At 67.4% G+C, this 24,373-nt stretch carries 22 protein-coding genes; 9 read left to right on the top strand and 13 right to left on the bottom strand.

What is annotated here, in order from left to right:
• Positions 1 to 42: 42 nt before the first annotated feature.
• Both ACX3O0_RS01785 and ffh read right to left on the bottom strand, forming a co-directional pair.
• Positions 43 to 894, bottom strand: a complete 852-nt coding sequence (locus ACX3O0_RS01785; RefSeq protein ID WP_459106592.1) for a hypothetical protein — start codon at positions 892 to 894, stop codon at positions 43 to 45.
• A gap of 195 nt (positions 895 to 1,089) precedes the next feature.
• The gene (gene ffh, locus ACX3O0_RS01780; RefSeq protein WP_459106591.1) at positions 1,090 to 2,649 is read right to left on the bottom strand and encodes a signal recognition particle protein; all 1,560 of its coding nucleotides are present in this window, start codon (positions 2,647 to 2,649) and stop codon (positions 1,090 to 1,092) included.
• A gap of 78 nt (positions 2,650 to 2,727) precedes the next feature.
• On the opposite strand from ffh, the gene ACX3O0_RS01775 reads away from it, so the two are divergent.
• On the top strand, positions 2,728 to 3,609 hold the full coding sequence (locus ACX3O0_RS01775; protein WP_459106590.1) for an LLM class flavin-dependent oxidoreductase: 882 nt from the start codon (positions 2,728 to 2,730) through the stop codon (positions 3,607 to 3,609).
• 28 nt (positions 3,610 to 3,637) lie between these two features.
• Positions 3,638 to 4,159 (top strand): gamma carbonic anhydrase family protein, encoded by a 522-nt coding sequence (locus ACX3O0_RS01770; RefSeq protein WP_459106589.1) that lies wholly within the window; start codon positions 3,638 to 3,640, stop codon positions 4,157 to 4,159.
• Between the two features lie 100 nt (positions 4,160 to 4,259).
• On the opposite strand, the gene ftsY is transcribed toward ACX3O0_RS01770, so the two are convergent.
• A complete protein-coding gene (ftsY, locus tag ACX3O0_RS01765) occupies positions 4,260 to 5,138 on the bottom strand; it encodes a signal recognition particle-docking protein FtsY (protein WP_459106588.1) in 879 nt (292 codons plus the stop codon).
• 128 nt (positions 5,139 to 5,266) lie between these two features.
• Here ftsY and ACX3O0_RS01760 point away from each other — a divergent pair, with 128 nt between their 5' ends.
• Genes ACX3O0_RS01760 through ACX3O0_RS01750 form a run of 3 tightly spaced genes read left to right on the top strand, consistent with a single transcriptional unit; the run spans position 5,267 to position 8,488 of the window.
• On the top strand, positions 5,267 to 6,244 hold the full coding sequence (locus tag ACX3O0_RS01760; RefSeq protein WP_459106587.1) for a TIGR03885 family FMN-dependent LLM class oxidoreductase: 978 nt from the start codon (positions 5,267 to 5,269) through the stop codon (positions 6,242 to 6,244).
• Positions 6,241 to 7,905, top strand: a complete 1,665-nt coding sequence (locus ACX3O0_RS01755; RefSeq protein WP_459106586.1) for an alpha-amylase family protein — start codon at positions 6,241 to 6,243, stop codon at positions 7,903 to 7,905. The genes ACX3O0_RS01760 and ACX3O0_RS01755 overlap by 4 nt, the downstream gene beginning before the upstream one ends.
• A 19-nt stretch (positions 7,906 to 7,924) precedes the next feature.
• A complete protein-coding gene (locus ACX3O0_RS01750; protein ID WP_459106585.1) occupies positions 7,925 to 8,488 on the top strand; it encodes a histidine phosphatase family protein in 564 nt (187 codons plus the stop codon).
• Here ACX3O0_RS01750 and ACX3O0_RS01745 read toward each other — a convergent pair.
• Positions 8,485 to 9,717 (bottom strand): MFS transporter, encoded by a 1,233-nt coding sequence (locus ACX3O0_RS01745; RefSeq protein ID WP_459090406.1) that lies wholly within the window; start codon positions 9,715 to 9,717, stop codon positions 8,485 to 8,487. The genes ACX3O0_RS01750 and ACX3O0_RS01745 overlap by 4 nt on opposite strands.
• Before the next feature lie 46 nt (positions 9,718 to 9,763).
• On the bottom strand, positions 9,764 to 13,471 hold the full coding sequence (locus tag ACX3O0_RS01740; RefSeq protein WP_459108431.1) for an AAA family ATPase: 3,708 nt from the start codon (positions 13,469 to 13,471) through the stop codon (positions 9,764 to 9,766).
• Between the two features lie 178 nt (positions 13,472 to 13,649).
• Here ACX3O0_RS01740 and ACX3O0_RS01735 point away from each other — a divergent pair, with 178 nt between their 5' ends.
• Positions 13,650 to 14,693, top strand: coding sequence for a GNAT family N-acetyltransferase (locus ACX3O0_RS01735; protein ID WP_459090404.1), 1,044 nt, complete (start codon positions 13,650 to 13,652; stop codon positions 14,691 to 14,693).
• A 100-nt stretch (positions 14,694 to 14,793) separates the two neighbouring features.
• Here the strand turns inward: ACX3O0_RS01735 and mutM are convergent, their stop codons facing one another.
• The 4 genes from mutM to ACX3O0_RS01715 form a co-directional block, all read right to left on the bottom strand.
• Positions 14,794 to 15,747 (bottom strand): bifunctional DNA-formamidopyrimidine glycosylase/DNA-(apurinic or apyrimidinic site) lyase, encoded by a 954-nt coding sequence (gene mutM / locus ACX3O0_RS01730; protein ID WP_459106584.1) that lies wholly within the window; start codon positions 15,745 to 15,747, stop codon positions 14,794 to 14,796.
• Entirely contained in the window at positions 15,748 to 16,398 is a 651-nt protein-coding gene (gene rnc / locus ACX3O0_RS01725; RefSeq protein WP_459108430.1) for a ribonuclease III, read from the bottom strand.
• A gap of 116 nt (positions 16,399 to 16,514) precedes the next feature.
• Positions 16,515 to 16,718 (bottom strand): 50S ribosomal protein L32, encoded by a 204-nt coding sequence (gene rpmF / locus ACX3O0_RS01720; protein ID WP_459106583.1) that lies wholly within the window; start codon positions 16,716 to 16,718, stop codon positions 16,515 to 16,517.
• A 2-nt stretch (positions 16,719 to 16,720) separates the two neighbouring features.
• Positions 16,721 to 17,326 carry a YceD family protein gene (locus tag ACX3O0_RS01715; protein ID WP_459106582.1) on the bottom strand — a complete coding sequence of 202 codons (606 nt, stop codon included), beginning with the start codon at positions 17,324 to 17,326 and terminating at the stop codon, positions 16,721 to 16,723.
• A gap of 193 nt (positions 17,327 to 17,519) precedes the next feature.
• Here ACX3O0_RS01715 and ACX3O0_RS01710 point away from each other — a divergent pair, with 193 nt between their 5' ends.
• Genes ACX3O0_RS01710 through ACX3O0_RS01700 form a run of 3 tightly spaced genes read left to right on the top strand, consistent with a single transcriptional unit; the run spans position 17,520 to position 20,267 of the window.
• Positions 17,520 to 18,479, top strand: a complete 960-nt coding sequence (locus ACX3O0_RS01710; RefSeq protein WP_459106581.1) for a putative F420-0 ABC transporter substrate-binding protein — start codon at positions 17,520 to 17,522, stop codon at positions 18,477 to 18,479.
• 19 nt (positions 18,480 to 18,498) lie between these two features.
• Entirely contained in the window at positions 18,499 to 19,488 is a 990-nt protein-coding gene (locus ACX3O0_RS01705; protein WP_459108429.1) for a putative F420-0 ABC transporter permease subunit, read from the top strand.
• The gene (locus ACX3O0_RS01700; protein WP_459106580.1) at positions 19,485 to 20,267 is read left to right on the top strand and encodes an ABC transporter ATP-binding protein; all 783 of its coding nucleotides are present in this window, start codon (positions 19,485 to 19,487) and stop codon (positions 20,265 to 20,267) included. Before ACX3O0_RS01705 ends, ACX3O0_RS01700 begins: the two co-directional genes overlap by 4 nt.
• Before the next feature lie 29 nt (positions 20,268 to 20,296).
• On the opposite strand, the gene ACX3O0_RS01695 is transcribed toward ACX3O0_RS01700, so the two are convergent.
• The 4 genes from ACX3O0_RS01695 to ACX3O0_RS01680 all read right to left on the bottom strand — a co-directional run bounded on the left by ACX3O0_RS01695 (position 20,297) and on the right by ACX3O0_RS01680 (position 24,361).
• A complete protein-coding gene (locus ACX3O0_RS01695; protein WP_459106579.1) occupies positions 20,297 to 21,310 on the bottom strand; it encodes an iron-siderophore ABC transporter substrate-binding protein in 1,014 nt (337 codons plus the stop codon).
• 161 nt (positions 21,311 to 21,471) lie between these two features.
• Positions 21,472 to 22,290, bottom strand: coding sequence for an ABC transporter ATP-binding protein (locus ACX3O0_RS01690; protein ID WP_459106578.1), 819 nt, complete (start codon positions 22,288 to 22,290; stop codon positions 21,472 to 21,474).
• The gene (locus ACX3O0_RS01685) at positions 22,287 to 23,324 is read right to left on the bottom strand and encodes a FecCD family ABC transporter permease (RefSeq protein ID WP_459106577.1); all 1,038 of its coding nucleotides are present in this window, start codon (positions 23,322 to 23,324) and stop codon (positions 22,287 to 22,289) included. The genes ACX3O0_RS01690 and ACX3O0_RS01685 overlap by 4 nt, the downstream gene beginning before the upstream one ends.
• Positions 23,321 to 24,361: a FecCD family ABC transporter permease gene (locus ACX3O0_RS01680; protein WP_459106576.1), complete on the bottom strand. Its 1,041-nt coding sequence runs from the start codon at positions 24,359 to 24,361 to the stop codon at positions 23,321 to 23,323. The genes ACX3O0_RS01685 and ACX3O0_RS01680 overlap by 4 nt, the downstream gene beginning before the upstream one ends.
• Positions 24,362 to 24,373 lie beyond the last annotated feature (12 nt).

Genomic DNA, 24,373 nt, shown 5'->3' with positions numbered 1-24,373 from the left:
TACGAGCCCGCGTGGGGCCACAAGTCTCATCTCGACGGCAGTTCAGCGGGTCAGCGATCCCAACGCGGTACCAGATGCGTCGAAGAGGTTCAGGTGGTTGTCGGTGTCCAGTCCGGCAGCGGATGCCTGCGCGACCCATGAGGGAACGGGCGCCCCTTCGCAGAAGATCAGCGTTGACGGCCCTGAGGTCGCGAGGAACCCACCTTCGCCGTCCACCGCCCACCGTCCGCCGCCACCGTTGCAGCCGTCGGAGCCGGTCCAGGTGCCGTCGGCATTGAACACGACGTGCGGGTCGGTCGGGGTCGTATCGACCGGTACCCACTTGCCGTCGAGCGCATCCGCTGTTGCAGGCTCCAACTCGCCCGGAAGCGGCGCCGGAGCCGCGAACTGGGCGCGCACCTCATCGGTGACCTCCGGCGGCTCGGCGAAGAACTCGGCCGCCGTCGGGATCGGCTCGGGCGCGCCGTCGATGCTGAGCGAGGCGACGACGCCGCCATCCGCCGCGAGAAGGTCGTAGCCGCCTGCCGTCGCGGTGAACCCGACCACCTGGTTCAGCCACTCCACGACCGGCATGCCGTCGGTCGCGCAGTCGCCCATCGCGCCCCACGCCTCACCAAGGAAGATCGAATCTGTTGCCGCCCAGGAACCGTTGATCATTCCGCAGTCCCGCCACAGCTGGAACTCGTTCGCGTCCAGCCGCAGCCACGTCGCTTCGCGTTCGCCCTCGGCACCGGTAACACGCCAAAGGTTGACCAGGCCGAGCGCTGCGGATTCGCCCTCCCCCGGCTCGATGATGATCGGCGGGGACGTCGGAAGGACGTCGTCGGGGTTGGCTTGTCCTGCGCATCCGGCCAGGAGCAGGATGGCGACGACGGGCAGGGCGAAACGCTTCATGTTCTGACCGTACCCAGTGGGCAGCGGATGCCGCGACCCAACGTTTTGCGGGGGTTGGGCGTCAGCGGGAAACCTTGACGAGTTCGGCCAACTTGCCCGCTGTCAGTGCCGCACCGGAACCGCCTTTTCAGCGGTCCGTCGCAGCGTTCCACTGAAAGGGCCGCGCGGCGGAAGGGACGCGCCCGCGGAGCGACGTCAGCGACCGAGGAACTTCTGCAGCGAGGCGAGCTCTTCCTCGCTGGGGCCGCCCTTGGCTGCGCCCAAGCCGAACCCGGAACCGGAGGCGGGAGCATCCGCCGGCTTGCCAGAAGCAAGCGCCGCATTCTCGGCTGCGCGCTTCGCCGGGTTTCCCGACTTGGAGCCCTTCTTCTTCGCCTTCTGCGGCTTGCCGCGTCCGCCTCCGAAGCCTGCGCCGGGGATCGGCCCCATGCCTGGAACCTGTGGCATGCCACCCTTGGCGACCGTCTTCATCATCTTCGCGGCCTGCTCGAACCGGTTGACCAGGGCGTTCACCTCGGTCACCGATGTGCCGGAACCGCGGGCTATGCGCAGTCGGCGCGATCCGTTAAGCAGCTTCGGCTGGCGGCGCTCCATGAGGGTCATCGACTGGATGATCGCCTCGGTACGCGTGATCTCCGACTCGTCGAAGTTGTCGAGCTGCTCGCGCATACCCTTCGCGCCGGGAAGCATCCCGAGCATGTTCTTGATGGAGCCCATGTTCTTGAGCTGCTGCATCTGGGACAGGAAATCCTCGAGGGTGAACGTGTCGGTCGCGAACTTCTCCGCAACCTTTTTGGCCTCGTCCTCGTCGAAGTTCTTCTGCGCTTGCTCGATCAGGGTGAGGATGTCACCGAGGTCGAGGATGCGGCTGGCCATCCGGTCGGGGTAGAACGGTTCGAATTCGTCCAGCTTCTCGCCGGTGCTGGCGAAGATGATGGGGCGACCGGTGACGGATGCGACGGACAACGCCGCCCCACCGCGGGTGTCGCCGTCGAGCTTGGTCAGCACGACGCCGGTGAAATCGACGCCCTCCTGGAAGGCCTTGGCCGTGGTGACGGCGTCCTGGCCGATCATTGCGTCGATGACGAACAGCACCTCGTCCGGGTCGACAGCCTTGCGGATGTTCCCTGCCTGCTTCATCAGCTCGGCATCGACACCGAGGCGCCCGGCAGTGTCGACGATGACAACGTCGTACTGCTTGTCCTTCGCGAACTTGATGGCGTTCTTGGCGACCTTGACCGGGTCGCCGACGCCGTTGCCTGGCTCCGGCGCGAACACCTGCACCCCGGCCTGCTCGCCGACGACCTGCAGCTGCGTGACCGCGTTCGGTCGCTGGAGGTCTGCCGCAACGAGCAGCGGCGTGTGGTTCTGCTCTGCCAACCACTTGGCGAGCTTGCCGGCCAACGTGGTCTTACCGGCACCCTGCAGGCCGGCCAGCATGATCACGGTCGGCGCGGTCTTGGCGAAGTTGAGTCGCCTGGCCTCGCCACCGAGAATCTGGATGAGCTCGTCGTTGACGATCTGCACCACCTGCTGGGCAGGGTTGAGTGCCTTCGACACCTCATCGCTGAGGGCGCGCTCGCGCACCTTGCCGGTGAACTCCTTGACGACATCCAGTGCGACGTCGGCATCGAGGAGCGCGCGCCGGATCTCGCGAACGGTGCCATCGACATCCGCTGGGCTCAGCTTGCCCTTGCCGCGCAGGTTCTTGAACGTATCGACGAGGCGGTCGGTGAGGTTTCCAAATGTGGCCATGGTGCTCCCTAGTTTAAGCGGAAGGCGGGGGCTCAGGTGACCGCGGGCGGTGACGGCGGCTGGCCATAGGGTTGAGCCATGCGCCACGGAATTGTGATTCTCCCCCAGGACACGTGGGCGGATGCCCGGCACAAGTGGCAGCAGGCGGAGCAACTGGGCTTCGACCATGCCTGGACCTACGACCACCTGTCGTGGCGGAGCCTCGCCGACGAGCCGTGGCATGCCACGATTCCGACGCTCACGGCTGCCGCGACGGTCACGTCAACGATCCGGTTGGGCACCTTCGTGGCGTCGCCGAATTTCAGGCATCCGGTTCCGTTCGCCAAGGAACTGGCCACGGTCGACGACATTTCCGGCGGGCGGATGCTGCTGGGTGTCGGCTCCGGCGGCACCGGGTTCGATGCATTCGTGCTCGGGCAGCCGGAATTCACCGTGAGGCAACGTCACGAGCGTTTTGTGGAGTTCGTGACCGGACTCGACGAGTTGCTGCGGTTCGAGACGCCGGGAAGCGGAGGCGTGTCGTTCAACGGCGAGTGGTTCACGGCGAAGGACGCACGGATGGTCGGCACGCCTGCCCAGTCGCCTCGGATGCCGCTGCTCATCGCCGCCAATGGACCGAAGGGGCTGAAACTGGTGGCCGAGCGGGGCGACGGCTGGGTCACCATCGGTCGCGAGTCGGAGACGCTGGACGAGTGGTGGAAGAGTGTTGCCGAACTCTCGACCAGGCTGGACGACACCCTTGCCGCGCAGGGGCGATCCCCGTCGACCCTCGACCGCTACCTGAACCCGGACTCGTCGCCGCACTTCTCGCTGGAGAGCGTCGACGCCTGGGAAGACACGGTGGGGCGGGCGTCCGCCCTCGGCTTCACCGACGTCATCACCCACTGGCCGCGGGCCGAAGGCGTGTACGCCGGTCGCGAAGAAGTGCTGTTCGAGGTGGCGTCGCGCTTCAGCCAGTAACACCGCAGTAGCAGGTAACTTGGGGGGCATGACTTCACCGCTGATCATCCGCCTCGGTGGAAACACCCCCGCCATTGCCGACACCGCCTGGGTCGCACCCAACGCCACTCTCATCGGGCAGGTGGCGCTCGGCGACGAGTCGAGCGTCTTCTACGGCGCCGTGCTCCGTGGCGACGTCGACAGCATCACACTCGGCGACCGCAGCAACCTGCAGGACAACGTCACCGTGCACTGCGACTCCGGGATCCCGACGAGCATCGGCAAAGGGGTGAGCGTCGGGCACGCCGCCGTGCTGCACGGCTGCACCGTCGAAGACGACTGCCTGATCGGCATGAGTGCGACGGTACTCAACGGCGCGGTCATCGGGGCAGGCTCTCTGGTCGCGGCCGGTGCGGTCGTGCTCGAAGGCACTGTCGTCCCGCCGCGCTCACTGGTCGCCGGGGTACCGGCCAAGGTGCGCCGGGAACTGACGGATGACGAGATCCAGTCGGTCAAGGACAACGCGACCCACTACGTCGGCTACGCGAAGACGCATCGCGCCGCGAACTAGTCACCTAAGCGAACGATGACGGTGTTTGTCGTCGATGACGCTGGAACTAGTGGGCTCATTGACGACAAACGCCGTCATCGTCGCGGTTTCAGTGGGTTGGTCAGTCGAGCAACCCGGCCACGAACACGTGCGGCGTGAAACCGGTGAGGTCGCCGATGCCCTCGCCCTGGCCGACCAGCTTGATCGGGATGCCGGTGCGCTCCTGAACGGCGACCACGAAGCCGCCCTTGGCTGAACCGTCGAGTTTGGTGAGCACCAATCCGGTCACACCCGCATGCTGGATGAACGCCTCAGCCTGGGCGAGCCCGTTCTGTCCGGTCGTCGCATCCAGCACCAGCAGCACCTCGGCGATCTCGGCCTGCTTCTCGATCACGCGCCGGATCTTGGACAACTCGTCCATGAGCCCGCTCTTGGTCTGCAACCGCCCGGCAGTGTCGATCAAAACGATCTCGATGCCCTCCCGCTGAGCCTTCTCGACGGTCTGGAAGGCGACGGATGCCGGATCCTGCCCCTGCTGCTGGGGACGCACGATCTGCGCTCCCCCGCGCTCGGCCCAGGTCGCGAGCTGCTCGACTGCTGCCGCACGGAACGTGTCTGCTGCACCAACCACGACACTTCGCCCGTGGCCTACGAGGAACTTCGCAAACTTGCCGATCGTCGTCGTCTTCCCGACGCCGTTCACCCCGACAACCAGCACGACAGCGGGCCTGGCGCTGAGGGTGAGGGTGGGGTCCAGCCTGGCGAGGCGCTCTTCGAGGCTCTCCCGGAGCATCCGCTTCAGGTCTGTCGGGTCTGTGGTGTTGTACTTTCGCACCTGCTGGCGCATCTCGTCGATGACAGCGTCGGTCACGTCCGACCCGAAGTCCGCCCTGATCAGCGCATCTTCGAGGTCTTCCCAGGTCTCGTCGTCGATGGTCTTCTTCGCGAACATCCCCCGCAGCGCCCCGGACAGGGACCAGCTATTCGTCTTCTCGGCCATCCCCCAATCCTAAAGCCCGGTGAGGGGCGCGTTGTGGGGGTTCAGCGCGGCTGGGAACGCCCACAAGGCACCCCTCAGGCATGGCGACTACCGTGACATGAGATCCCTCGGGAAGGCAGGTAAAGCACGTGACAGTGATCGGGTTCCACGCATCACACGAGCAAGTCCATCCGAGTGCGCTACTGGATGCCGTACAGCAAGCAGAGCAGGCCGGCTTCACCGCCGCGATGTGCAGCGATCACTTCGCACCGTGGAGCGAACGGCAAGGCCACTCCGCCTTCGCCTGGGCGTGGCTGGGTGCAGCTCTCCAGGCGACGTCACTCCCGTTCGGCGTCGTCAACGCCCCCGGCCAGCGCTACCACCCGGCCATCATCGCGCAGGCGGCCGCAACCCTGGAGAGCATGTACCCGGACCGGTTCTGGGTGGCGCTCGGCAGCGGCGAGGCCGTCAACGAGCACATCACCGGCGACGACTGGCCAAGGAAGGATCGCCGCAACGCCCGCCTCGAAGAGAGCGTCACAGTCATCCGCTCCCTGTTGGCCGGGCAGGAGGTCAGTCATGACGGTGAGGTCACGGTCGACCGGGCGAGGCTTTGGACGCTTCCCGAGCATCCGCCCTCCCTGCTCGCTGCGGCGGTGAGCGCGGAAACCGCAGGCTGGGCAGCCGGTTGGGCTGATGGACTGGCGACCGTGATGCAAGCGCCGGATGCCCTCCGCGGCGTCATGGACGCCTACCGATCGAACGGCGGGGTCGGGCCCCTGGTGCTCCAGGTGCACCTGAGCTTCGCCGCCACCGACGACGAAGCGCTCGCCATCGCCCATGACCAGTGGCGCACCAACGTCTTCTCCCCACCGCTTTGCTGGGACGTGGACTCGGTTGAGTCGTTCGATCTCGCCGCAACCCACGTCCCCCCGGAGGCGATGCACGGCAGCGTCAACGTGTCATCCGACCCCGCCAGGCACGTCGCCTGGCTGCAGGAAGCCATCGACCTCGGCTTCGACGAGATCTACCTGCACCACGTCGGCCAGGAACAGACCCCGTTCATCGACGCGTTCGGCGAGCACGTACTGCCCCAATTGCCGGTCACCAGGAAGGAACACGCATGAGAATCTCCGACACCAGCGACCTGTGGTGGAAGAACGCCGTCGTCTACTGCCTCGACGTCGAAACGTTCATGGACTGGAACGGCGACGGGCACGGCGACTTCGGAGGGCTCGCGCACCGGCTGGACTACCTGTCCGACCTGGGGGTCACCTGCCTCTGGCTGATGCCGTTCTTCCCCACACCGGACCGCGACGACGGCTACGACATCACCGACTTCTACAGCGTCGACAAGCGGTTGGGTCACCTCGGTGACGTTGTGGAGCTGATCCGCAGCGCCAGCGACCGCGGCATTCGCGTGATCACCGACATCGTCGTCAACCACACCTCCGACAAGCACCCGTGGTTCCAGGCAGCGCGCTCCAGCAAGTCGTCCCCGTACCGGGACTTCTACGTGTGGCGGGACAAGCCGCCGAAGAACGCTCCGGAATCGGTCTTTCCGGGAGACGAGGACGGCGTCTGGACGCTGGACGAACGCACCGGCCAGTACTACCTGCATCGCTTCTACCACCACCAGCCCGACCTCAACGTGGCCAACCCGCGGGTACGGGAGGAGATCGGGAAGGTGCTCGGCTTCTGGCTGGAACTCGGGTTCTCCGGGTTCCGGGTGGATGCAGTGCCGTTCTTCATCGAGGACGACAGCGACTCGTCAGAATACGGCGACCCGCACGACTACCTGCGTGAGCTCCGCGAGCTGGTCAGCAGGCGGCGAGGCGACGCCATCCTCCTGGGCGAAGTGAATCTCCCGTACAAGCAGCAGCAGGCCTACTTCGGCGGGCGTGACGGCGACGAGCTGACCATGCAATTCGACTTCGAGGCGATGCAACGCCTCTACCTCTCCCTGGCGCGAAACGATGCCCGCCCGCTGGCCAGGATGCTCGCCAAGCGCCCGGCCATCGCGCGCACCTCCCAGTGGGCGAACTTCGTGCGCAATCACGACGAGTTGACCCTCGACAAGCTCAGCGACGCCGAGCGCGAAGAAGTCTTCACCGCCTTCGCCCCGGAAGAGCGGATGCGCGTCTACGGTCGCGGCATCGTGCGGCGCCTTCCCCCGATGCTGGATGGCGACCCTCGTCGCATCCGCATGGTGTACAGCCTGCTGTTCTCGCTGCCCGGCACTCCGGTGCTGTTCTACGGGGAAGAGCTGGGCATGGGAGAGAACCTGGATGCCGGGAAGCGGCTGTCGGTCCGCACCCCGATGCAGTGGACGGATGGCAAGAACGGCGGGTTCTCCAGCGCCAGGCGCTCGCTGCTCCCCAACCCGGTCACCGAGGGCAGCTACTCCCCCACCCACGTCAATGCGAACGCCCAGCGCCACGACCCGGACTCCTTGCTGCAGTTCGTGCAGAAGCTGATCCGTCGCTACCGCGCCTCCGCCGAGATCGGCTGGGGCGAGCTGACGATCCTGAAGCAGCCGCATGCCGGAGTCCTGGCCCACCGCGTCACCGGCCCGCTGGGCAGCATGATCGCGCTGCACAACTTCACCCCGGAGGCTGTGTCGGTGCCGCTCACGATCGATGGCGCCAATGGCGACACGAGGCTCGTCGACCTGCTCGACGAGGAGGTCAGCATGACGAGCGGGAATGGCAGTGTTCAGCTCGACCTGGACGCGTACGGCTACCGGTGGCTGCGGGTGCTCGACCCCGGCAGCAAGCGCCTCTCCTGACTTCGGGGACAATGAGATCATGACTATCGCCTTCATCCGCCACGGCCAGACTGACTGGAATGCCGCCCTCAAGATGCAGGGATCGAGCGACATTCCCCTCAACGAGACCGGTCGTCAGCAGGCGCGCGATGCGGTAGCCGTGCTGGCTGATGCGGGTTGGGAGGTCATCGTCAGCTCTCCCCTGGCGCGGGCGCGGGAGACCGCCCAGATCATCGCCGACGGGCTCGGAATCGCACTCGGACGCAGCTACGGCCTGTTGGTCGAGCGCTCCTACGGTGAAGGCGAAGGCCTCACCCTGGCCGAGATCGACGCCCGCTGGCCCGACCGGCAGTACCCGGGTCTCGAGCCGCTCGACTCGGTGGTCGCCCGCGGCACCAAGGCGCTGCAGCAGATCGCGGACGAGTACCAGGGCAGGAATGTCGTCATCGTCTGCCACGGCACGATAATCCGCTACACCCTCGCCTCCCTCGCCGGCCGGCCGTTCGACCACATCCTGAACGGGTCGGTGTCGACGCTCGACGTGGTCGATGGCCAGTGGGAGGTGCTCAGCGTCAACGGGGAGCACCTCGAGTCGCTGGTCTAGCCTTCGATCAGGACGTCGGCGGGGGCGGATGCCCGCAGCAGCGCCCACAGGAGAACGGCGGCCACCAGCAGCATGCTGGCCAATCCGAGCCCCGGGTAGCCGAAAGCAGTCAATACCGGCCCCGCGAGGGCACCACCGGCAGCGCCGGCGAGGTTCATCATCAGGTCGGACACTCCCTGAACGCCCGGCCGATCGCCGATGGGCACCGAGTCGACCAGCATCGTCGATGCCGCGATGGTGGACGCCGACCAGCCGAGCCCGAGGAGCACCAGGCTGACCCCGACCAGGGCGTGCGACTCACTGCCGAGCCAGGCGACGACGAGAGCGGATGCCAGGATCGCCTGGCCGCCGAGCAGTACCGGAAGCCGGCCGACGCGGTCGGCCAACCAGCCGAAGACCGGTGACAGGCCGAACATCCCGGCGATGTGGAGGCTGATGGTGAACCCGACTATCGCCAGAGTTGCGCCGTGCCCGTACAGGTGAACGGGTGTCATCGACATGACGGCGACCATGGTCGCGTGGCTGAGGGCCACCGCTCCGACGGCGAACCGCGCGCGCGGGTTGATCCGTAGGGTGGCGAACCCGAGGCGCGGCCGCTCCCGGGCTTCCGTGCCGAGGGCATCACGGGCGACCACCAGCGGATCGGGCCGCAGGCCGAACAGGTAGATGCACACGGTGATCGCCTGGGCGGCAACCGTGAACACGAACGGGCCGGTCAGGGTCGGCAGGCCGAGCACGTCGCCGATCGCCTCGCCCGGTTCGATCAGGTTGGGCCCGAGCACGGACCCGATGGTCGTCGACCAGACCACCAGGGACAGGTCGCGGCCACGGTGTGCCGGTCGCGCCAGGTCGGTGGCGGCGAACCGGGCCTGCAGGTTGGTGGCCGATCCCGCACCGGAGAGGGCGAAGGCGACCAGCAGCAACGGGAACGATCCGATGGACGCTGCCAGCACCAGCAGGATCGCGGATGCCCCGGCCAGCATGGACCCGAACCCCAGCGCCGGGCGACGGCCCCGGCGAACAGCGAACCGGGCCAGGGGCAGTGCGAGCACCGCTGCGCCGAGCGTCGACATGGTCGCCGCCATGCCCGACCAGGCGTCGTATCCGGAGACGTCTGCGGCCAGCAGGGCGCCCACGGATGCCGTTGCACCGATGCCCAGCCCGCCCATGATCTGCGCGCTGCTGAGCACCCAGACGGTCTTGCGCTGAAGACGTTCGATGTCGGTCACCGGGTTACTCTACCCACCGCGAACGACGTTGTGTGAGACGAGGGGCCTAGCCGGCTTTTTCCTCGGCGGCGGCCACGCGCTGGCCGACGACCGCGCTCACACCGTCTTGCCGCATCGAGACGCCGTAGAGGGCATCCGCTATCTCCATCGTGCGTTTCTGGTGGGTGATGATGATCAGCTGCGAGGTCTGGCGGAGGTCTTCGAAGATCTGCAGCAGCCGGCCCAGGTTGGCGTCGTCGAGGGCGGCCTCGACCTCGTCCATGATGTAGAACGGGCTGGGGCGCGCCTTGAAGATGGCGATCAGCAGGGCGACCGCGGCCAGCGAACGCTCACCGCCGCTGAGCAGCGACAGGCGCTCGATCTTCTTGCCGGCGGGCTTGACCGTGACCTCGATTCCCGTGGTGAGCAGGTCGTCGGGGTCGGTGAGGTGGATGCTGCCGGTCCCCCCCGGGAACAGGATCGGGAAAACCTGGTTGAACGCGGCCCTGGTGTCTTCGAAGGCGCTCGCGAAGATGTCCTGCATCTTCTCGTCGATCTCGTCGATGATCGTCAGCAGGTCTTTCCGCGTGTTGGTGAGGTCGGTGAGCTGCTCGGTAAGGAACTTGTGGCGCTGCTCGAGGGCCGCGAACTCCTCCAGCGCGAGCGGGTTGACCCGGCCCAACTGCGCGAGCTTGCGCTCGGCCTTCGCCAGACGGGCCTCCTGCTCGGCGCGCACGAACGCGATTCCCGTGGCTTCGGAAACCTCGCCGTCAACAGGAGCGTTTTCCGAATCGCCGAGCCGAGAGGCGCCCTCGTCGGCATGTTGCTCAATCCGTCCTGTTGACGGAGGGGATGTGGATCCATCGACGAGCTCAGAGCTGGGGGCGTCCTCGTCGAGGTCGGTCGTCAGGTCGGGAATGGGAACCTGGGGGCCGTACTCGGCGACCAGCACGTCTTCGACGAGACCGAGCTCCTCGCCCGCACGCTCGAGCAGGGTGGAGAGGTGCAGTTTCTTCTCGTAGATCTGCATCTCGAGTCCGTGCACGCTCTCGCTGATCGTGTGCAGCCGTTCGCGAAGCACACTCTCGTTGCGGCGAAGTTCGGCCAGTTCCTCGTTCTGCTTCGCCCGCTCGGCTTCCCGGCCGGCAAGCTCGAGCCTTGCCTCCGCCACGGAACGATCGACGGCGTCGAGCACCGCGGGCAACGCCGAAATCACCTGTTCTGCTGCCTCCACCTGCCGGCGACGGATGACGGCACGGCGGGCTGCCTCCTCGGCCGCGGCCCGCTCGGCGTCCAGTTGCTGGGCGAGCTGTGTCGCCCGCAGTTCCTGGGCACGCACTCGTTCACGAGCGGTCTCCACCTGCAGGCGTGCCTCAACCTCGCGCTCGCGCGCGGCATCCAGTTCGGCGGCGAGACCGTCGCGCGCCGCGATGTCGAGGATCGGGCGAGGGCGTGCCTTCGCCGTCTCCAGTTCGGCCTGGGCACGCTCGGAGGCTGCAACAGCATCCGTCACGGAGGAGTTGGCCAACTCGAGCCCGCGTTCGAGACGCTGCGCCTCGGCATCGGCGGCCTCGACCTGCACCTTGGAGCGGTTGAGCTTCTCGGTCTGCGCAGCCAGCTGCGAGTCGAACTCGCGCAAGGTGGCCAGTGCGCGAACGCTCTGGTCTTTCGCCACCTGGAGGGTGCCCCGCTGCTCGGCGAGCGCGAATTGGGCGCGTTCGATGAGCGAGGTGACCTCGGAGAGGCGCTCGGTCGCGGCCTCCCGATCGGCGACCAGTTCGAGGCGGGAGCGCTTGGCGCCGGAGCCGCCACGGAGGACGTACTGGCTGAGCACGTCGCCCGATTTCGTGATGACGGTGAGCACTGAAGCGCCTGAACCCTCCGCCTCGTGCGAATGCCCCCCGGCAGTGCGGCGTGCGGTGGTCAGCCCGGTCCACACCCGCCTGGCGGCCTCGAGATCTTCGGCGATCACGACCCGGCCGAGAAGACCGAGCACACCCGCGGGGGCGGTCACGACGTCGACCGCGAAGACAGCGCCGTCGTCCAACTGGCCGCTGACTCCGGTAACAACGTCGGCATCGGCCAGCACGAGTTCGACGCGGCCGAGGTCGTCGGCGGCGGCGTGAGCCAGCGCGTCGATCGCGGAGTCGCGGTTCTCGGCGAGCACGGCATCCGCCAGCGAGCCGAGGGCGGCAGCGATGGCCGCCTCGTAGCCGGGCTTCACCTGCACGTGCTCAGCCACCAGTCCGCGGATGCCCGGACGCTTCGCCCCGACCAGCGCGCTCGAGCCGTCCTTCTGGTCGAGGGCCATCGAGAGGGCGCTCTGGCGGGCCGCCAGCGCGTCACGTTCCCGTTCGAGGGTGTGCAGCTGCTCACGAAGGGTGTCGATCTCGGCTTCGGCCGCCGTCACATCCGCCTGTGCGCTCTGGTACTGCGCATCCAGGTCGGTCTCCCCTTCGTCTCCGAGGGTGGATTCCGCCGCCAGTTGGGACAGCAGCTGGGCTGCGGCGTGGCGGCGGGCCAGTGCAGCATCCAGCGCGTTCTGCTGGCGCAACACCTCACCGCGAACGGCGGCGAGGCGGGAGGCCGCGGTGTCGGCCTGCCCGGTGAGCTTCGACAGCTCCAGGTCGTGGCGGGAGACGAGCGAACTCTGATGGGCGATCTCCTCGTCGAGCCCGTCGAGGTTGGCGCGCGCCTCAGCGGTGACCGCCTGCGCCGCCCGCCAGGCGGTCTCCGCCTCGGCAATCGTCTCGGTGAGCCGGGCAGCCTCGTCCCGGGCATCCGTCACCATCTGCGGGCTGACACCGGATGCCGCCTGGGCGGTCTCCGCCTGCGAACCGAGCAGGGCGAGCCGCTGGTTGGCGAGCGTGTACAGGCCGCGCAGGCGCTCCTGCACCGACTCGAGTCCGAACGCCGTTCGCCTCGCCAGGTCGACCGCATCGCCGACCTGCGCCTGCTCGATGCGCTGCTCCCGCAGCTTCGACTGGTCGAGTTGCTCCTGCAGCACGATGCGCTCGGTCTTGCGCTCCGACTCGCTCTTGCTGTGCAGCGTGAGCGACTCGCGCAGGGTTACCACTTCGTCAGCGAGCAGGCGTGCGCGAGCATCGCGCACGATCGCCGCGATCGACTGGGCTTCCCTGGCTATCTCGGCCTGGTGCCCGAGCGGCTTCAGTTGGCGACGGATCTCCCCCGCCAGGTCGCTCAACCTGGTCAGGTTGGCTTGCATGGCATCCAGCTTGCGGATGGTCTTCTCTTTGCGACGGCGATGCTTCAGGATGCCGGCGGCCTCCTCGATGAACCCGCGCCGGTCCTCCGGGCTGGCATGCAGAACGGCGTCGAGCTGGCCCTGGCCGACGATGACATGCATCTCGCGGCCCAGGCCGGAGTCGCTCAGCAACTCCTGGACGTCCAGCAGCCGGCAGGTCTCGCCGTTGATCGCGTACTCGCTGCCGCCGCTGCGGAACAGGGTGCGGCTGATCGTGACCTCGGCGTACTCGATGGGCAGTGCGCCGTCGGAGTTGTCGATGGTGAGGATGACCTCGGCCCGCCCGAGCGGCCCCTTGGTGGCGGTGCCTGCGAAGATGACGTCTTCCATCTTGCCGCCGCGCAGGGTTTTCGCGCCCTGCTCGCCCATCACCCAGGCGAGGGCGTCGACGACATTGGACTTGCCGGAACCGTTCGGGCCCACGACGCAGGTGACGCCCTCCTCGAAGGCGAAGGTGGTGGACTGCGCGAACGACTTGAATCCTTTGAGGGTCAGGCTCTTCAGATACACCTGCCTGCCCTCCCGTCGCGCCCGAAACTCACGGGTCAACGGTACCGGAAGGGCGTGCAATGGCCCGACTGCAACTCCGGTAACGATTTGGGTGATGGAGGTGCGGCATCCGCCGACCGCGTTGTAGCCTGATCGGCTGCCCATTCGGGGCATCCGCACCGGAGCAGAAAGAACTTTCATGGCCGACTTCGAGATCGACGAATTACTGCCGCCACAAACGCTGGATGGCCCAGCAGGCGCAGACTTCATCGAGATGGCACGCGTGCGCAATGACGTCGAGGCAGCGGCTGTCGGCAACTACGACCTCGCCATGAAGCCGGAAGAGCTCCTCCCCGAATACCACAACCCCTATGAGCCGAAGCGGATGTTCGTGGCCAGGGTCGACGGACGGATCGTGGGCCGCTCGGTGCACGAGTTGCAGAGCGGGGACGACGTGCGCTCAGCCTGGCTGCACGCAGAGGTGCTGCCCGAGTTCCGTGGCCGCGGGATCGGTACCGCGCTGTACGAGCGGGTGCTTGAGATCGCCCTGGCCGACAAGCGGCAGGTGCTTCAGTCGTTCGCCCACCACGCGGATGCGGCCGGCGAGCGCATCGAGTCACCGACCGGTTTCGGGTCCGTGCCGCTGAATGATCCGTCCACGCGGTTCCTCCTGGCCAACGGTTACGCCCTGGCGCAGGTCGACCGGATGAGCCGGTTGCCCCTGCCCGCTAACCTTCCGGAGTTGGATGCCCCGGAGGGTTACTCCCTCGAGCGCTGGATCGGTGCCACCCCCGAGCACCGGCTCGGCGACCTCGCGGTGCTGCAGCAGCGGATGAGCACTGACCCGCCGCTCGGGGAGGTCGACTACCAGCCCGAGGAGTGGGACGAAGAACGGGTGCGCGACCTGGACGCCCGGCGCGCGGCGGAGGGTCGGCACTGGATGACCACTGCGGTCCGTCACATTGAGTCGGGCACCCTGGTCGGCTTCACCGAGTTGGTCTGCGCCCACGACCCTGCGACACCGGTGTTCAACCACAACACCCTCGTTCTCAGCGAGCACCGCGGGCACCGGCTGGGCATGCTGATCAAGGCGGCGAACCTACGCCTCCTGTCGGAAACCGCACCCGGGCATCCGGCCATCTACACCTGGAATGCCGAGGAGAACCGGCACATGCTCGACGTCAACGAGGCGATCGGATTCGTGCCGGTCGGTTACGAGGGCTCCTGGAAGAAGGTGCTCTGAGCGCCTGGTGCTCTCCGCGGCGTCGGCTCATCCGTCAGCTATGGACACAGCCGGCTGCGCTGCGGATACAGGCGTGTGTCTACCTGACGGGTGAAGCGAGTCAGCGCAGGCGCTGGCAGAACGGGCAGAAATGGGACCCACGGTTCATGAACGTTTCGCGGATGATCGGACGCCCGCAGCGCGGACACGGTTGGCCGTGCTGGCCATACGCCTGTAGGGAGTGTGCGAAGTAGCCGGACTCTCCGTTGACGTTCAGGTATTGCGTGTCGAAGCTGGTGCCGCCCTCACCGAGCGCCTTCGCCAACACCAGCCGAACCTCGGCGAGCAGGCGCTTCGCCTTGGGGAGGCTGAGCGTATTGGTCGGCTGGTCGTAGTGGATGCGCGCCGCCCAGAGTGCCTCGTCGGCGTAGATGTTGCCGATGCCGCTGATCAGGGTCTGATCGAGAAGGGCGCGTTTCACCCCTGTCTTGCGGGCGCTGAGCCGCCGGAAGAATACCTTGTCGTCGAAGAGCGGGTCGATCGGGTCGCGGGCAATGTGGAAGACCTGGTTCGGGACCGACTGCGCCGGGGCATCCGTCGTCGCCCGCAGCTCATCGATGGCCATCGAACCGAAGATGCGCTGGTCGACGAAGTTCAGGCGCAGCGGTCCGTGAACCGGATGCTCCACGTCGATGCGGATGCGCGTCAGGCGATCTTCGGCGCCCGGCTCGCGAAGCAGCACCTGGCCGCTCATGCCCAGGTGCACGACCAATGCCTCGGACGCTGTCGAAATCGAAGGACTTTCGGCCGAAACGGCGCCAGGTGATGCAGAAGCGGCCGAATCCGGACGGATCTCCTTCGTTTTCGATTCCACGAGCGGGAGCCACAGGTACTTGCCGCGGCGGTTCGGGGTGAGCAGCGTTGCGCCGGTCAGCCGCTCGACGAAGTCCTCCGCGGGGCCAGGATGCCGCCGCAGCGAGCGCTCGTCCAGCACCGTGACGGCGGTGACAGTTGCGCCGGTCACGGCCGGCTCCAGGCCGGCGCGGACGACCTCGACCTCGGGTAGCTCCGGCATCTATTCGGACTGCAGCAGCGTCCACGCGTCGAGCGCGGCAGCCATCTCGGCGTGCTTCTTGCTGGTGCCGTCGCCCGAGGCGATCTCCTTGCCGCCGAGCACGACGACAGCGTGAAACCGCTTGGAGTGGTCTGGGCCGCTGTCGGTGATGACATACGTCGGCGCACCGCGCCCGCGGCGTGCGGCCAGTTCCTGCAGGCTCGTCTTCGGATCCATGGCGGCGCCGAAACGCTCCGGATCTTCCAGCAAGGGGTTGATGAGCCGCAGCACCAGGCCGGTAGCCGCATCCGCCCCCGCACTCAGGTAGGTGGCCCCGATGATCGCCTCAACAGTGTCGGCGAGGATGGAGGACTTGTCTCGCCCGCCGGTCAGCTCTTCGCCATGACCGAGGCGGATGTGCGGACCCAGGTCGATCGACCGGGCAACCTCCGCAAGCGCCACACTGGAGACCAGGCTCGCACGCCTCTTCGCGAGGTCGCCCTCGCTGAGGGTCGGATTCTCGTTGTACAGCATGACGGTGACCGCCTGGCCGAGAATCGAGTCGCCGAGAAATTCGAGTCGCTCGTTGTGGGCGATACCACCGTGCTCGTACGCGAAAGAACGGTGCGTCAGGGCAAGCTCGAGGAGTTCTGGGCTGACATCGACCTGCAATTGGTCCGCAAGTCCCGGCCGCGGCGCGGCGTGACGGCCCGATTCGACGGTGACAACCGGATCCTGCTGTTCAGCAGACACCGGCGCTCCCCTCGCTCAAATAACCGCCAGGCGATTTAGACGTCGGCGACCTTGCGGCCCTTGTACTCCATGTACAGGGGGGTGCCGGCGGAGTCTTCGACAACCTTCGCGCGGTGCGGGAGGCTGTAAACGACCTTGCCACCCTCGATGGTCTTGACCAGCGTCGGAGCGGTTGCCTTCCACTGGGCGCGGCGCATGCGGGTGCTCGCGCGGGACATCTTGCGCTTGGGTACTGCCATGACTATCTCTTCTCTCTCTCGACATCGGCCTCAGGGGCAATGTCGGCACCGCGCTGCGCGGCGTTGTCTGTTGGGGTGCTTGTGGCCTCGGTCAGGCCTTCGAGTCCGGCAAGCGCCGCCCACCGGGGATCAATGGGTTCTTCATGCTCGTGGCCGGGGTTGTCGAGAAGCCGCACCCCACATTCTGGGCACAGGCCGGGGCAATCTTCTTGACAGACCGGTTGGAACGGCAGCGACAAAACCACTGCGTCCCGAATGACGGGTTCAAGATCCACGTGGTCGTCTTGAACCTGATACTCGAAAGCTTCGTCCTCAGAATACGCGAAAAGCTCCTGAATATCGACTTCGACCGGGTGGGCGACATCGATGAGGCACCGAACGCACTCCCCGGTCGCCGTCGCATCCACTTCGGCACTGACCAGGATGCCGTCATGCAGGGCTTCGAGGCGCAGATCGATCTCGACGTTTGCGCCCTCCGGTACGCCAATGACGGGGTTGCCGAAGGGTTCCGGCGTCGCGATGTCGAGTTGGCGCTCGCGCATCTCGCCGGGCCGGTGCATGATGTCGCGCACGTCGACGGTCCAGGGGGTCTGGCGTAGGTGAGTCACCCGAGAAGTTTAGCCGGGCATCCTGAAGCAGCTACCAGTTGGCGTGTCAGGTACCGAACCGGATGTCGCTAGAATTTGTGCAGACCCACTGCGCCTGACCTGGCGTAGTGCGCTCGACCTCCGATTTGAGGCCGGCAGGTTTCGTGGCCGCTTGTGCCACGAACTCTCGCACGCCCACAACCGGAGGACCCCCATGAACTCTCGACTCGCCGTTCCCGCGATGATCGCCACTGCCTTGCTGCTGAGCGGATGCGCTGCAGCCGCCGCACCCGAACGCCCGGCCCCGATGCCGGAGGCGATCACCAATTGCGGCCTCGAGGTGACGTACTCCAACCCGGAGCGCGTCGTCACCATCAAGTCGTCGACCACCGAGATGCTGCTGGCCCTGGGCCTCGGCGACCGCATCGTCGGCACCGCGTTCCCTGATGGCCCAACCCCTGAGCAGTGGGCGGATGCTGCGGCCGACATCCCGGTGATCTCCGACAAGGTGCCATCGGAGGAGGCCGTCCTCACCCTCGAACCCGACCTGGTCTACGCCGGCTGGGAATCCAACTTCTCAGCCGACGGCGCCAGTGAGCGCAGCGAGTTGCAGTCGCTCGGGGTTGACACCTACGTTTCCCCCTCTGCATGCCAGTCACTCTCCGCCGATCACCCCGCACTGACGGTGGACGACATCTTCGCCGAGATCACCGAGGTCGCGTCGATCTTCGAGACGGATGCCACGGAGCTGGTCTCCGAGCAGCGGGCAGCACTCGAAGCGGTCAAGCCGGTCTCCGGCAAGCGCACTGCCCTGTGGTTCTCGTCCGGATCGGACACCCCGTTCGTCGGCGGCGGCACCGGGGCGCCGCAGGTCGTGCTCGACCACCTCGGCCTCACCAACATCGCCGGCGACCTTGGACAGGCGTGGGCCCCGTTCAACTGGGAGGCCGTCATCGCGGCCAACCCTGACGTGATCGTGCTCGTCGACTCCGCGTGGAACAGCGCGGACAAGAAGATCGGTATCCTGCAGGCCAACCCGGCCACCGCACGGCTCGACGCGGTCGTCAACGGGCGATACCTCGTCGTCCCGTTCGCGGCAAGCGAGGCCGGGGTGCGCACGGTTCCGGCGATCGTCGACCTGAGCGACCAACTTGCGGAGCTTGAGCTTGGGTAAACCAAGACCAGCGGTCGCGATGCTGGCGGGCGTGCTGGGGGTGGTGCTGGTGGCATCCGTCATTCTGGCCATCACCTTCGGCCCTGCCGACATCACGCCGGGCGAGGTCTGGGCCTCCGTGCTCCATCACCTGGGATTCGGCGCGACACCGCTCAGCGAACTGCGCGACGGCATCGTCTGGGAGCTGCGGATGCCCAGAGTGCTGACCGCCGCGGCGGTGGGTGCCGGGCTCGCGGTGAGCGGCGCGGTCATGCAGGCGTTGACCCGCAACCCGCTGGCCGACCCGTACCTGCTCGGCCTGTCGTCGGGGGCGTCCCTCGGGGCCGTTCTGGTGCTGCTGATGGGTGCTGCCATCATCCTGCCGCTCGCCGCGTTCCTCGGAGCGCTTCTTGCCCTGGGGCTCACCCTCGCGCTGGCCAGTTCGCTCGGGCGCATCACCCCATCGCGTACGGTGCTCGCCGGTGTCGCGGTGTCGGCGCTCGCATCCGCCCTGACCAGCCTGGTCATCTTCTGGTGGGTGACCGGGGACTCCTACCGGGAAATACTGAGCTGGCTGCTGGGATCGCTGGCCGGAGCGCGCTGGCCCGCCGTGGCGATCACCTTCGCGGCCATTCTCATCGCGGGGATTCCGATTCTGCTGAGCGGGCGCACGCTCGACGCCTTCGCTTTCGGCGACACTTCCGCTGCGGCCCTCGGGGTGAACGTGCAAGGGGTCCGGTGGAGCCTGTTGGCCGTCACTGCCCTGCTCACCGGGGCGATGGTGTCGGTCAGCGGCTCGATCGGGTTCGTCGGGCTGATCCTGCCGCACGCTGTCCGGCTGCTGGTCGGCCCGCGTCATCGGGCCCTGCTGCCCCTGGTCGCGCTGGTCGGGGCGATCTTCCTTATCTGGGCAGACACCGTGGCCCGGTCGCTGTTCGACCCGCGGGAGCTGCCGGTCGGCATCGTGACGGCCATCATCGGTGCACCTGTTTTTGCGTTCCTGCTGGCGAAGCGCAGGGCTGACGCATGACCGCCGACGGCCTGGGCGTCGACCGCGTCGACGTGCGCATCGACGGAACGCTCATCATCGACGGCGTGGACTGGTCGGTGCCGCCCGGCAGCCTGGCCGCCCTCATCGGACCCAACGGTGCAGGCAAGTCCACCCTGTTGAAGGCGATCGCCGCCGTCGAGAAACCGGATGCCGGTGCCATCTCGTTCGACGGACAGGACCTGCCCGGAATGGCACGCAAACCACGGGCGCGACTGGTCAGCTTCGTGGAGCAGGACGCCGTCACCGAACTGACGCTGACCGCGCGCGAGGTGGTCGCACTTGGACGGACCCCGCACCAGGCGATGTGGCAAGAGGAGAGTCGGGAGGACCGCTCGATCGTCTCCGACGCCCTACGGGTCGCCGGGGTGACGGAGTTCGCCGAGCGCGACTTCACCAGCCTGTCTGGCGGGGAGCGCCAGCGGGTGCTGCTGGCGAAGGCCCTCGCCCAGCAGCCGCGGCTGTTGCTGCTGGACGAACCGACCAACCACCTGGACATCAGTGCGGGGTTGGCGACGCTCGAGCTGCTCCGCAACCTCGCCGACACGGGGGTCACCGTGCTCGCCGCGCTACACGACCTGAACCTCGCGCTGGCGGCCAGCGACCACATCCTGGTGCTTCACCGCGGACGAGTGGTGGCCGCGGGGCCAACCCAGACGACCCTGACGGCCGAGCTGATTCGCGAGGTCTACGGGGTGCGGGCAGACCTGCTGCCGCACCCCGCGACCGGGAAGCCGATGGTGGCGTTCAGTTCTATCTAGCTGGTTTCGATACGGCGCTTCGCGCCTACTCAACCCGCAGAAGCTGCCTCAGCCAAGGCCGCGACGTACTCGTCGATGCCCCAGGTGAGCGAGAGGGCGGTGGGCGGCGAAACCGCGGCCACCAGTTCGACGCCACTGACGGATGCGACGGCACCAGACTTCACGGCCGGGATGGTCTGGGCGTAATTCTGGGCGAGGAACGCATCCGCCTCGTCCTGCGTGTTGGCGAACGCGACGACGATATCGCTCTCCAGCTTGTCGAGCTCCTCGTAGCTGAGCGTGAAGTAGAACGGTGACTCACCGTTCGCGAGTTCGTCCACCGACGGGGCGTTCACCAGCCCCAAGTCGAACAGGAAGCTGACCCGTGAATCCGCCGGCTTGTAGACGTAGAAGGTGCCGGAAACGTCCCACACGACGGCGACGGACTTGCCGGCCAGTTCGGGGTTCTCGGCTGCCTTCTCGGCGAGCACGGCGTCGACGCCGTCGAGCACGGACTGCGCTTCAGTGGTCTTGCCGAGCGCTTCGCCGACCAGCGAGACGACGTCACGCCACGGGGTTGTCCAGGCGGCGTCCGGGTAGGCGACGGTGGGTGCGATCTCGCTGAGGAGTTCGTACTGCTCCTCAGTGATGCCCGAGTAGACCGCGAGGATCAGGTCGGGCGCGGCTTCCGCGATCGCCTCGTAGGCCGGGGTCTCATTGCTCGACGGGATGAGGATGGGCGTCTCGACGCCAGCATCCTCGAGGGCCTCAGCGGTCCACGGCTGCACGCCGTTCTCGTCCCCGCCGTAGGCCTGCGCCTCCATGGCGACCGGGATTACACCCATGGCGATCGCGGCATCCGCGCTCCCCCAGCCCAGCGCGACGACGCGTTGCGGTTCGCTGTCGATCTCGGTTTCGCCGAATGCGTGCTCCATGGTGACCGGGAAGACGCCGGAGCTCCCTGAGCCCTCGGGCGCTTCTTCAGTTCCGGATGCGCATCCGCTCAGAACGAGGAGGGCGGCGGTCGCAGCGGCGAGCGCGGCGAGGCGGGGGCGAAAACTCACAAGGGACTCCAAATCGGGGAAAGATGAACGCAACGCTTAGGGTTGCCTAACCTAACTATAGAGCACCAGCTACGCGGATTTCGACGGACGCTTCGGCATGCTCAGCTGGTCACTTCGACAAGCTCAGTACAACGCTCGACAAGCTCGACCCGCTTAATCCCCTACTGAGCGAAAGGCGCGTGGAACTTGCCGATCGGCACCACCATCGGGGTTCCGCAGACCGGGTCGGGCGCGATGAGTGCCTCCAGCCCGAACGCGTCCTGCAGCAACTCCGCGGTGAGGACGTCGGATGGCGCCCCGTTCGCGATGATGCGGCCATCCGCCATCACCACCAGCTCGTCGGCGTAGCGGGCGGCCAGGTTGAGGTCGTGCAGCACCATGACGACGGTGGTCTGCCTGGTGCGGTTCAGCCCGGCCAGGAGGTCGAGCACGTCCAGCTGGTGGCGCACGTCGAGGAAGGTGGTCGGCTCGTCGAGCAACAGGATGTCCGGGTCCTGGGCCAGCGCCATGGCGATCCAGACCCGCTGCCGCTGACCGCCGGAGAGCTCTTCCATCCGCCGCCCGACCAGCTCGAGGGATGCGGTGACGGTGAGCGCATCCGTCACGGCGACGTCGTCTGCGGCCGACCACTGGCGGAACCAGCCCTGGTGCGGATACCGTCCACGCCCGACGAGGTCGCCCACCGTGATGCCCTCAGGCGCGATCGGGGACTGCGGGAGGATGCCGACGACTTTCGCGACTTCCTTCGCCGGGATCGAGTGGACGTCGCGACCGTCCAGGCTCACCACGCCGCTCTCCGGCCGCAGCAGCCGAGCCATCCCCCGCAACGTCGTCGACTTGCCACTGGCGTTCGCGCCGACGATGACCGTCACCCGGCCGGCCGGGATCTGCAGGTCGAGGTCGGTGACGATGCGGCGACCGTCGTAGCCGAGCGAGAGCCCGGTCGCCCCGAAATCGTGGGCTTGCTTCTCTGCTGTCATGCGCCGCGTCCTCCGCGATTGGTGGTGGCCAGGAGCCACAGGAGATAGGGCGCCCCGACCAGCCCGGTGACGATGCCAGCCGGAACCTGCACGTCGCCGGGCAGCAGGTGCTGCGCCACGAAGTCCGCCGCCACGACCAGAACCGCCCCCACCAGGGCGCTCTGCACCAGTGCGAGGCCGCCCGTTCCGAGCATCCGCCTGGCAATCGGCGCCGCAACGAAGGCGACGAACGCGAGCGGCCCGACGAACGCGGTGGCGACGGCGACCAGTGCCACCGCGACGAAGAGGATGGCCAGGCGAGAACGCTCGGGGCGCAGGCCCAACCCGCCGGCCGCATCGTCGCCGAGTTGCAGGATGCGCAGCCGGGCGGACAGCACCCAGACCAGCGGGAACAGCACGACCAGCGCAGCCACGATCACCGCAATGTCGACCCACGAAGCGCTGCCCAGTCCGCCGACCATCCAGACCAGCGCCTGCTGCACTTCCCGCACATCGCCGCGGGTGATCAGGTAGCCGAGCACCGCCTGCACCATGAAGGCGACGCCGACGCCGATCAGCACGAAGCGGAAGCCGGTCACTCCCCCGCGCCAGGCCAGCAGGTAGATGCCGGTGGCGACGACGATCGCGCCGAGGAACGCGGCCAGCGAAACCGCGGCGCCGCTGAAGCCGAGGGTCAGGATGCTGAACGCCGCCGCGACGCTGGCGCCCTGGCTGACGCCGATGATGTCCGGGCTGGCAAGCGGGTTGCGGAGAAGGGTCTGGAACAGCGCCCCGGCGATGCCGAACGCGCAGCCGACGAGTACGCCGATCAGGAGCCGCGGCATCCGCAGCCGGAAGATGATGAAGTTGTCGCTGCCGGTTCCCTGGCCGATGAGGGTCTGCACCAGGTCGGGGATCGGCAGCGTGTAGGCACCGACGGACAGGCTGACGGTGACCAGCACGAGGGCGATACCGGCCAGCACGAGCGTGATCAGCCGGGTGCGGCCGCTGCTTCCCGATCGCTGCAGGGCGGCGGATGCCTCTACCGCGGTCACAGTCCGGCCAGCTTCACGCGTCGCACCAGGGCGATCATGATGGGGGCGCCGATCACGGCGATGATGATTCCGGCCTCCAATTCGGCTGGCCGTACGATCAGGCGCCCGACCACGTCGGCGGCGAGCAGGAGCACCGGCCCGAGCAGGGCGGAGTAGGCGAGGATCCAGCGGTAGTCGGGCCCGGTGATGGGTCGCACGATGTGCGGAACGACGAGGCCGACGAACACCATGGGGCCTGCCAGCGCGGTGGCGGAGCCGCAGAGCAGTACGACGGCGATTCCTGCGATCACCCGGGTGAGCATGAGGTTCTGACCCAGACCACGGGCCAGGTCGTCTCCGAGTGACAGGAGGTTGAGCATCCGCCCCACTGCGAAGGCGAGTACGGCGCCGACGGCGATGTACGGCCACAGGGCGACAATCGGTTCGAAGTCGCGGGAGGCGAGCGAGCCGACCGACCAGAACCGGTAGGAGTTGAGCGTTTCCGCGTCGGTGATGAGCACCAGAGTGATGATGGAGGTCAGCCCGGCGGTCAACGCGGTGCCCGCCAACACGAGCTTCACCGGGGTGGCGCCCTCCCTGCCGATGGCGCCGATGCCGTAGACGACGCTGGCGGCGGCCGCAGCGCCGAGGAAGGCGAACCAAACGTAGGCGGACGGGCTGCTGATGCCGAGCACACCGATCGCCAGCACGACGAAGACGGATGCGCCGGCATTGACGCCGAGCAGGCCGGGGTCGGCGAGCGGGTTACGGGTGATGCCTTGCATGATCGTGCCGGCGAGCGCCAGGGCGAGCCCGACGATCACGCCGATCACCGTGCGCGGGACGCGCAGGTCCCGCACGACGAGGTGGTCGTTGTTTCCGACATCCGGGCTGAAGAGGGCGTTCCAGACGTCGGGGACGGCGACGTCGCGCGCGCCGAGGGCGAGGCTGAGAATGACCATCACCAGCAGGAGCGCGGCTGCCGCCCCGAGCCCGATCAGGCGACGACGTCGCAGTGATTCGGGCTTGCGGGTTTGCTGCAGGGCGGTGGCGGTCACCGCCCCGTCGCC

The organism is Homoserinimonas sp. A447 (genome assembly GCF_054489325.1).
This window is presented reverse-complemented; position numbering and strand designations above follow the sequence as displayed.